We start from the raw sequence: 8,377 nt of genomic DNA, 5'->3' as shown, positions 1-8,377 counted from the left end.
CGATAGGGGCGCTCACTTCGCTCGCCACGTCCTGCACGGTTGTCACGGCCTTGATAGCCGCCAGACTTGCCCTTGTCGCCGCCCGAACGGCCCTTGTCTGCACCGTATGCGGGACGTGACGACCGCTGCGGGCGATCCTCGTGTGAGCGGCGTTGCGGTGCCCGTGCTGCCTGTTCGCGCTCGTTAAGTTCGCGTTCGCGCTGCGCGAGGCGTTCTTCGCGCTCTCGCAGTTGCTTCTCCCGGCTGTCGTCACGCGCCGGGGGATAGGACGAGCGCGCTGGTGCGGGTCGTCGCGCATTGCTCTGGCGGGCACCGCGGTCTCCGCGTGGACTGCGGTCGGAACTGCGCCCGCGATCCTGCCTGCCGCTGCGCCCACGTTCGGGGCGACCTCCACGACCGGCACGCTCGGGGAGCGGCTCACGGACATACTCACCAGAGGGTGTACGAGCGCCCGTGAGGTCGGTAAGGATCCTCAGGGAATCTTCGTCTTCACCACGGAGCTTGCGGAAGGTGGGGTCGACGCCGGCATTCTCGACGATTCGGTCCATGGTGCGGCGTTGGTGGGGAAGTACCAGGGTGACAACGAGCCCGCTACTGCCGGCACGTGCGGTCCGGCCGGCGCGGTGGGTGTAGTCCTTGAAGTCGTGTGGTGGATCTAGTTGCAGGACGAGGTCCACGTGGTCGACGTGAATTCCTCGCGCTGCAACGTCAGTGGCCACGAGTACCGGAATTGTCCCTGCCCGGAATCCAGTGATGGCATGATTGCGCTCGTTTTGGGACTTGTCGCCGTGGAGAGCGACAGCGAGGACGCCTTGGCTTCGCATGTCGGCAGCGATGCGGTCGCAGGCGAGTTTTGTCCGTACAAACACGATGGTGCGACCGTCGCGTGCCGCAATGCGGGTGGCCGTCTGGTACTTGATGTGCGGAGGCACGTTGAGGACCACGTGGCTCATCGTGGAGGGACCGTCGTCGCCGCCGGTGACGTCGTGCAGCGCCGGGTCGGTCATGTGCGCTGACACCAGCTTGTCGACGTCCCCGTCGAGGGTGGCGGAGAACAATAGTGTTTGCGCATCGGAGGGAACGGAGACGAGGATCTCGTTGATCTCGTCCATGAAGCCCATCTCCGCCATGTGGTCTGCTTCGTCGAGAACGACTAGGGACACTGCCGACATGTCGGCATCCCCGCGTCGTACTAGGTCCGCAAGGCGTCCTGGGGTAGCAACAACGAGGTGCACTCCACGGTCAAGTGCCTGGATCTGCTTGGACATCGACAGTCCGCCGGCGATGAGCTTGAGCGACACCTGCATAGCGTGTGCGAAGGGCTCAAGCGCGTCATTGACCTGCATGGCAAGTTCACGAGTAGGCACGAGCACGATGGCGCGGGGCTGGTTCGGTGTGGCTTGCCCGCTCTCGGCGAGACGAGAGATCGCTGGCAACCCGAACCCGAGTGTCTTACCGGAACCGGTGCGGGCTTTGCCGAGTACGTCGCGACCCGCGAGTGCATCGGCGATGGTCGCCGACTGAATGGGAAACGCCGTCTCCATTCCCGCCCGGGAGAGCGCACTGACAAGCGCGTCGGGAAGGCCGAGCTCAGAGAAGGAGACGGCGTCGTTGACGTCCTGGCCGGTTATGAGAGCACCTGCAGACGCACCGTCTCGGGCATTGCGCCCAGCGCTGCTACTGCTTCATCAGTAAGACCGGCGGCGATGTCAGTCACCACGTAGCCCTGCTCGCCGCGGGTCGCGAGCATTTGTCCGTCGATGTTGACCTCGTGCTCTGCGAATACACGGTTGACCGCTGCGAGTACACCGGGCACGTTCTTGTGGAGGTGGGCGATGCGGTGGGCTCCGGTGGGCTGGTCGACCTGAAGGTTCGGCAGGTTGACGCTCAGGGACGTCGAGCCCTTCTTCACGTAGTCGCAGAGACGCGTGGACACGAAGATGCCAATGTCGCGCTGGGCTTCTTCAGTCGAACCGCCGATGTGTGGGGTCAAGATGACGTTCGGGATGTTCTGCAGGGGAGTGAGGAAGGGGTCACCCTTCTTCTTGGGCTCCTCTGGGAACACGTCGATGGCTGCGCCACCAATCGCGCCAGACTCGAGTCCCTCGCGAAGCGCGTCGACATCAACGATGAATCCGCGGGAAAGGTTGAGGAAGTGGGCGCCGTGCTTCATCGACTCGAACTGCTCACGTCCAAAGAAGCCCTGGTTACCACTGCGTCCATCAACGTGGAGGGTAACGATGTCCGCTTCGGCAAGCAGTGCTTCGAGCGACGGCATGCGGGTGGCATTGCCCAATGCGAGCTTTTCGGCGCTGTCGAAGAAGATGACGTTCATGCCCAAGGCTTCGGCCACCACGGAAAGTTGCGATCCGATGTTGCCGTATCCAACGATTCCAAGCGTGCGCCCGCGAATCTCGTGAGCACCGTCGGCGCTCTTGTTCCACAGCCCTTCGTGCATGAGCTTCTGATGCACGGGGAGACGGCGGGTCAGCGAGATCATCTCCGAGACAGCCATTTCCACCACTGAGCGGGTGTTCGAGTAGGGCGCGTTGAACGCTGCAATGCCGCGCTCGGCAGCCGCCTCGAGGTCAATCTGGTTGGTGCCGATAGAGAACGCTCCCACGGCCACGAGTGAAGGCGATGCCTCGATGACTCGTTTGGTGAGCTGGGTCTTGGAGCGAAGGCCGAGGATCTCGACGCCATCAAGGGCTTCGATCAGTTCGTCTTCGTCCATTGCGCCAGCGTGGTTCTCAACGGAGATTCCAGCCGCAGTGAAGTTGTCGGTGGCTTTGGGATGAAGGTTTTCAAGTAGGAGTGCACGCACGGGCCCATCATTCCGTACTTGGGGCCTTCCCACCAACTCCTGCTCTCGGAGGAAAATGCCGGTGGAGACTCGGGGCTCGCGGTGCGTCGTGTCAGTGGTCGATCATGGCACCCTTATGTCATGCGCACACCAGGTCGAATCGCCGTGATTGTCGGAATTGGCGCTGCCGCTGGGGCATTGGGAATGTGGGCCGCCGGTGGCACCTGGCAGGACATCCAACACCTGGGGCAGCCGCGCAACGTGATGATCGTTGACGGTGAGAGTGTTCGTGTGCCGGTGACGGTCAGCGACGGTGAGCGACTTGCCCCCGAGGTGGCAGTTTCGACTTCGGGCGCGCATACGTTCCTTTTCGAGGAGAACGGCGAGCCCACCCGCTACGACCCGTGTGTGGCACACGCCTGGGTGTACAACCCCGAGGGCATGCCAGAAGGCGCTGACGGTCTCGTAGCCGAGGCGTTCGACAACATCGCCCAATACACAGGCCTTGTCTTCTCGCATGAGGGCAATGTTGACGAACCTGCAGATTTTGATCGGCCGTTGATTCAAGAGGAGTACGGGGACCGTTTCGCTCCTATTTTGGTGGGATGGTCAGATGAGGCAACAACCCCTGGTTTGGAAGGAACGACGGCGGGGTTGGGTGGATCGTCATCGGTGACTGGGGCGTTCGGGCAAGAACGATTCCTTGCTGCGGGGGTGGTCATCTTGGATTCCGAAGACTTCACCAATGTGCTCGCCACCGATGGCGGGCGTGACCGGGCGGCGTCGATCATTCGGCATGAAATCGCACACGTCGTCGGGCTCGGACACGTCGAGGACGAGTCTGAGGTCATGCACACCCAGAACCTCGCAGCTGTGACGTGGGGCCCAGGCGACCGCCAAGGTCTGGCAATCGCCGGGGCGGGCCCCTGTCAATAGCGCCGATGCTGGATCGGCCTGACGTCCGTCGCGGCTAGCGTTGTGCTCCGCTACCGATTCCTGGGGGTAGGTCACCCGAGTACACGATCTCGAGACGTTGCGTTGGGCGCGTCAACGCCACATAGAGGTCGCCAGGCTTGGCCGCCATCAGCGCTGGCTCGACCACGATCGCGACATCAAACTCGAGTCCTTTGGACTCCACAGGAGTGCACAACGTGATGTCTTCAGAGATCCCCGAATCGCGAATCTGTGCGAGGTGCTCACGTGGCGCGATGATAGCGACCAGGCCGCCATTGTCGTCGGACATGCGCTCCAGATGGGCGCTCGCTGATGCCACAGCCGTACTCACGGTCTGACCCTGCTCGGTGCGGATCATCGACACAGCATCGTCGACATCGCGTGCGGCGCTCAATTCGCTCGCGGGAAGATTCACTGCTTTCGCGAAGCTCTGTGCCACGCGGGCAACCTCGGACGGTATTCGGTACGAGACAGTCAATTCGCGCAACTGCCATGAAGCCCCAAACACAGGGTCCATGGTTTCCGGCCACCATTGCGTACCTGCGGCGGCCGAGACCTGCGCCACATCGCCCACGATGGTGAACGAGCGAGTCGGACAGCGACGCAAAAGCATGCGCCAGGCCATCGGCGACAACTCTTGCGCCTCATCTACTACGACATGCCCGTAAGTCCATGTGCGATCACTCGACGCACGCTCGGCCAGGCTTCGCGATCCACTTCCGCCACGCATACGGTCCGCGAGATCCTCTGCCGACACCATGCCGTCAGTGTCGAAAGTTGAGAGGACTTCCTTGGCGTAAGCGATGTCCTCTTCACTGGCGCCCTGGGCAGCGCGGGGGGCATCGGACGGCATATCGCCCAAGAGTTCTGCCGCCTCGTCAAGAAGAGGAATGTCCGCGTCCGTCAGTGGTGCAGACGCGGGGCGCATCAGTAGCGTGCGCTCGTGTGCCTTGAGCCGCGGTGCAGCGTGCTCCAGCAGGTGCGGCTTCGCCCACAAGTCACGCAAGAACTGCGATGGTGTGATGGGCAGCCAGCAAAGGTTCAACGCGATGCGGATGGTCTTCGAATCGCGGACATCGCGTTCTAGATCCCAGCGGTCCTCTGCATCGAGTTGCGTCTCGAGTTGCTCCATCAACTGCGTCGTCAGGCGGCCGATCATGTCCTTGGCGAAAGTCGCGCGCGCCTCATTATGTGGCTTGCCATCGCGTCGGGCCTTTGCCTGTGCGTCCCTGATGTCTGCCCGACGAATCACGACGGTCCGACCATCGATCGAGACCTCCTGATCGCGACGAGGTGCGCGCTGGCGCTCGCGGACAGCGTTCTTGATCACGCGAGCCATGCTGGATCTGCCTTTGATGGCTGCCACGGCGGGTTCCTCGAGCGCGCTGGCACGGACTCCAGGAACAAGTCCTCCGAGCGTGGTCGAGACGGCACCCGTCTCACCCAACGATGGCAAGACGTGGTCGATGTACCGCAAGAACTGGGCCGACGGGCCGATGAGGAGGACACCACGCCGTTCGAGTTGCTCGCGGTGGTGATAGAGCAGGTAGGCGGCGCGGTGCAGGGCCACGGCGGTCTTGCCTGTGCCTGGACCGCCTTGAACCACCAGGGCGCCATCCATCGGAGCGCGGATAACCGCGTCCTGCTCTGCCTGGATAGTGGCGACGATGTCACCCATGCGGCCGGTACGCCGCGCGCTCAGGGCAGCCATCAGTGCGCCCTCTCCCGCGAGCGTGTCTTCGAGCCCCGATTCTTTGAGGGCCTCGACGTCCAAGACGTCATCCTCGACGGCCGTCACCTTGCGCATCCGGGTGCTGAGGTGGCGACGGTTCACCACGCCGCCTGGATTGGCGGCGGTAGCCGAGTAAAAGGCGCGGGCGGCTGGTGCACGCCAGTCAGTGAGTAGGGGAGCGTGATCTTCGTCTGACAGTCCGATGCGCCCCACGTACAGGCGTTCGGCGTTCGCCAGGTCCAGGCGGCCAAAGCACAAGCGGTCCTCGACAGCGTCGAGTTGCATGATGCGGTCTTCGTACAGAGTCGCGAAGGCGTCGCGTTCGGACCGGTTCTGCGGAGAACCCGATGGCCCCGCGCGCCTGATCTCCGTCAGACGCCGATCTGTTTCATCCCGAAGTTCGTCGAGCCGGCTGTACAACCCATCAACGATGCGTTGCTCTGCATCCAGGCCGTGCGCGGTCTGGGTGCTGTCGTCTTGCATACGTGTCGCCCTTCATCTTCCGCCCGGGTGCGCCAAGGCAGTCATCCATTATCCCGGTCGTTGGACCATGGCGCTACCCACCCCGGTAGGGAATGTCTGACTCCGGTTCGGTGTTCTCGCGCAGAGCATGGAACGGCAGGTATGAGCCTCGTGCGTGAAACAATGGAGGCATTATGTGTGCTGCACTCGTGAACTGGGATTCTGATGGCGTCGCTCAGTGGAAGCGTCTCGCTCCACAGACCGATGCTGTCCTGATGCATTCGTTGAGGGGATTTATTGACGCTGGCAAGACGGGATCGCTGGTAGCAAACCAGATCCTCGACTCGTCGGAGTCAGTGACCGTCGCGCGTTTCGACATTGATCAATTGATTGATTACAGGTCGCGGCGCCCAGAGATGACGTTCTCGGTCAACGAGTTCACGGACTACGACGAGCCCTATCTCCAGGTCGATCTGGTCCGCGACGTCGAGGACACCCCGTTCCTTTTCCTCCACGGCTTCGAGCCAGACATCCGGTGGGAGGCCTACATCCAAGCCGTCCGCGAGATCGTTGCGGAGACAGGTGTGGGTCTGACGCTCGGAACCCATGGCATCCCGATGGCCGCGCCGCACACGCGGCCCCTCGGGGTGACTGTGCATGGCACCCCGCAGGACCTATTGCCCGATGCTGCATCGTATTTCGGTACGGCAGCGGTTCCTGCGAGCGCTCAAAATCTTATGGAATATCGCTTCGGTCAGTGGGGCTTGGCGGCAATCAATGTTGCCGTTCACGTGCCGCATTACCTCGCGCAATCGTCCTATCCGCAAGCTGCGAAGCGCGCGATCACCGCGATTGAGGATATTTCTGGTCTGCTTTTGGACACTTCGGGGTTGGCGGACGATGCGCTTGTCGCCGAGGAGGAAATCGCTCGGCAGAGCGGTGAGTCAGACGAGGTACAAGCCCTGGTATCGGCCTTGGAAGAGCAGTACGACGCCTTTATGGACCAGCGTGAAGATGGCATTGAAGCGGCTGGACCGTTGCCTTCGGCAGACGAGTTGGGCGATGAATTTGAGAAATTTCTCCAACAGCATCGAGGAGACACTCCCCCTGGGACGTAATCCGTGGCATGATTGACGTGGTTGCAAGAAACGTAGTGTGAAAGAACCGGTCTTACTGGGCTCGGAACGAATGCATTGCGGCGACAGCGCCGGGCAGAGTGTCTGGCGCTCCCGTCTCCGGGCAAGTTAGACAAAGGAAATACGCATGGCACAGGGTTCTGTGAAGTGGTTCAACGCCGAAAAGGGCTTCGGCTTTATTGCTCAGGACGGCGGTACTGACGACGTCTTCGTGCACTACTCGGCTATCCAGTCCGACGGTTACAAGAGCCTCGAAGAAGCGCAGCGCGTGGAGTTCGAGGTCACGGACGGCCCCAAGGGCCCCCAGGCGGCAGACGTTCGCCCCCTCTGAGTTTTCTCAGTAGTAACGACGAAAGCCGTCGCTGGTTCGCCAGCGGCGGCTTTCGCCATTTCCGGACGGAGTACGCACGCGCGGGCTGATCCGGCTATCCCTGCCAGTCCATAGTGACGCTGGTGGGGAGTGGGGCGGAGGCCGCGTAGCGCCGTAGTGTGTCGACGTCTACCCCCACGCCTGTCACCAGAATCACGTTGCCGTGCCGTCGCCCTTTCAGGACAGCCGGCTCGCCAATCGCGATGGCATCCCCAAAGGCCGCGCGTGCTGCCGCGAGATCACTCCGGTGTGAGTCATCTCGGGGGTGAGTGCCAATGTTGGCCACCACTACGCCATGTGACCGTGTCACGCGGCGAGCTTCACTCCACCAGTGATCATTCGAAAGTGCGGGCGGCGTGGTGCTGCCAGCGAAAGCGTCACGAACGATCACATCAAGGCTCGCATCGTGCCTCGATGCGACCGCCTCAGCGCCATCTTGCTGCCGAACCCTGAGACGAGGAGAGCGGGGGAGGTCCCACCACTCGCGTGCGAACTGAGGGAGGTCGGCGTCGACATCGACCGCAATGTGGCGGGAGTCGGGATAGCGATGGGCGAGGTATCGCGCCAACGTGCATGTTCCAGCCCCCACATGCAGGACCAGCATCTTTTCCGGTACTTGCCACGCATCGATCGCCGCCGCCTCGTGGCGCATGTACTCGAAATCGAGGACATCGTTTTCTGCCCTCATTGAAGAACTTGGAACTCCATTGACCCACACAGTCGTTGACCCATCAGGTTCGTCGGTCAGACGCACGACTCCGCTGGAGGTGGGGATGTCGACTCCGCGTTCCACTCCCGCGGCAATGTCGTGATTGGACGTGGAACGGCGAGGCATCGTGACTGCTTTCAGGTCTGGACTAGTGTGTGGGTGCGTCGCGAACTAGACTAGGGGCTACGCCTTAACCGTGAAGTAGGAGGAC

General features: G+C 62.2%; 7 protein-coding genes. 3 read left to right on the top strand and 4 right to left on the bottom strand.

The features are described 5' to 3' along the window. A partial coding sequence (locus tag AOP79_RS09035; RefSeq protein ID WP_062072776.1) for a DEAD/DEAH box helicase occupies positions 1 to 1,544 on the bottom strand: 1,544 nt, incomplete at its 3' end. Positions 1,545 to 1,627: 83 nt separating this feature from the next. After that, positions 1,628 to 2,824: a phosphoglycerate dehydrogenase gene (gene serA, locus AOP79_RS09030; RefSeq protein WP_236683345.1), complete on the bottom strand. Its 1,197-nt coding sequence runs from the start codon at positions 2,822 to 2,824 to the stop codon at positions 1,628 to 1,630. 120 nt (positions 2,825 to 2,944) lie between these two features. Between serA and AOP79_RS09025 the strand changes: the two genes are divergently transcribed. Next, positions 2,945 to 3,739 (top strand): zinc metalloprotease, encoded by a 795-nt coding sequence (locus AOP79_RS09025; protein WP_062072772.1) that lies wholly within the window; start codon positions 2,945 to 2,947, stop codon positions 3,737 to 3,739. Between the two features lie 34 nt (positions 3,740 to 3,773). Here the strand turns inward: AOP79_RS09025 and AOP79_RS09020 are convergent, their stop codons facing one another. Beyond that, complete coding sequence (locus tag AOP79_RS09020; protein WP_062072770.1) at positions 3,774 to 5,972, bottom strand: HelD family protein; 2,199 nt, start codon at positions 5,970 to 5,972, stop codon at positions 3,774 to 3,776. Between the two features lie 173 nt (positions 5,973 to 6,145). On the opposite strand from AOP79_RS09020, the gene AOP79_RS09015 reads away from it, so the two are divergent. Together AOP79_RS09015 and AOP79_RS09010 are read left to right on the top strand one after the other, a co-directional pair. Then, a complete protein-coding gene (locus AOP79_RS09015) occupies positions 6,146 to 7,069 on the top strand; it encodes a PAC2 family protein (protein WP_082093516.1) in 924 nt (307 codons plus the stop codon). Positions 7,070 to 7,214: 145 nt separating this feature from the next. Further along, on the top strand, positions 7,215 to 7,418 hold the full coding sequence (locus AOP79_RS09010) for a cold-shock protein (protein ID WP_062072768.1): 204 nt from the start codon (positions 7,215 to 7,217) through the stop codon (positions 7,416 to 7,418). A 94-nt stretch (positions 7,419 to 7,512) separates the two neighbouring features. Here AOP79_RS09010 and AOP79_RS09005 read toward each other — a convergent pair whose 3' ends face one another. After that, a complete protein-coding gene (locus AOP79_RS09005; RefSeq protein ID WP_062072766.1) occupies positions 7,513 to 8,292 on the bottom strand; it encodes a spermidine synthase in 780 nt (259 codons plus the stop codon). Between the last annotated feature and the right edge of the window lie 85 nt (positions 8,293 to 8,377).

It is taken from the genome of Demequina sediminicola (assembly GCF_000975055.1).
In the GTDB taxonomy this organism is placed as follows: Bacteria; Actinomycetota; Actinomycetes; order Actinomycetales; family Demequinaceae; genus Demequina; species Demequina sediminicola.
Note: the sequence above shows the minus strand (reverse complement) of the source record. Positions and strands in the feature narration are given on the sequence as shown.

Excerpts from the sequence above, each read along its gene's own strand:
- AOP79_RS09025 (WP_062072772.1), top strand. The coding sequence starts at position 2,945 with ATGCGCACACCAGGTCGAATCGCCGTGATTGTCGGAATTGGCGCTGCC.
- AOP79_RS09020 (WP_062072770.1), bottom strand. The coding sequence starts at position 5,972 with ATGCAAGACGACAGCACCCAGACCGCGCACGGCCTGGATGCAGAGCAA.
- AOP79_RS09015 (WP_082093516.1), top strand. The coding sequence starts at position 6,146 with ATGTGTGCTGCACTCGTGAACTGGGATTCTGATGGCGTCGCTCAGTGG.
- AOP79_RS09010 (WP_062072768.1), top strand. The coding sequence starts at position 7,215 with ATGGCACAGGGTTCTGTGAAGTGGTTCAACGCCGAAAAGGGCTTCGGC.
- AOP79_RS09005 (WP_062072766.1), bottom strand. The coding sequence starts at position 8,292 with ATGCCTCGCCGTTCCACGTCCAATCACGACATTGCCGCGGGAGTGGAA.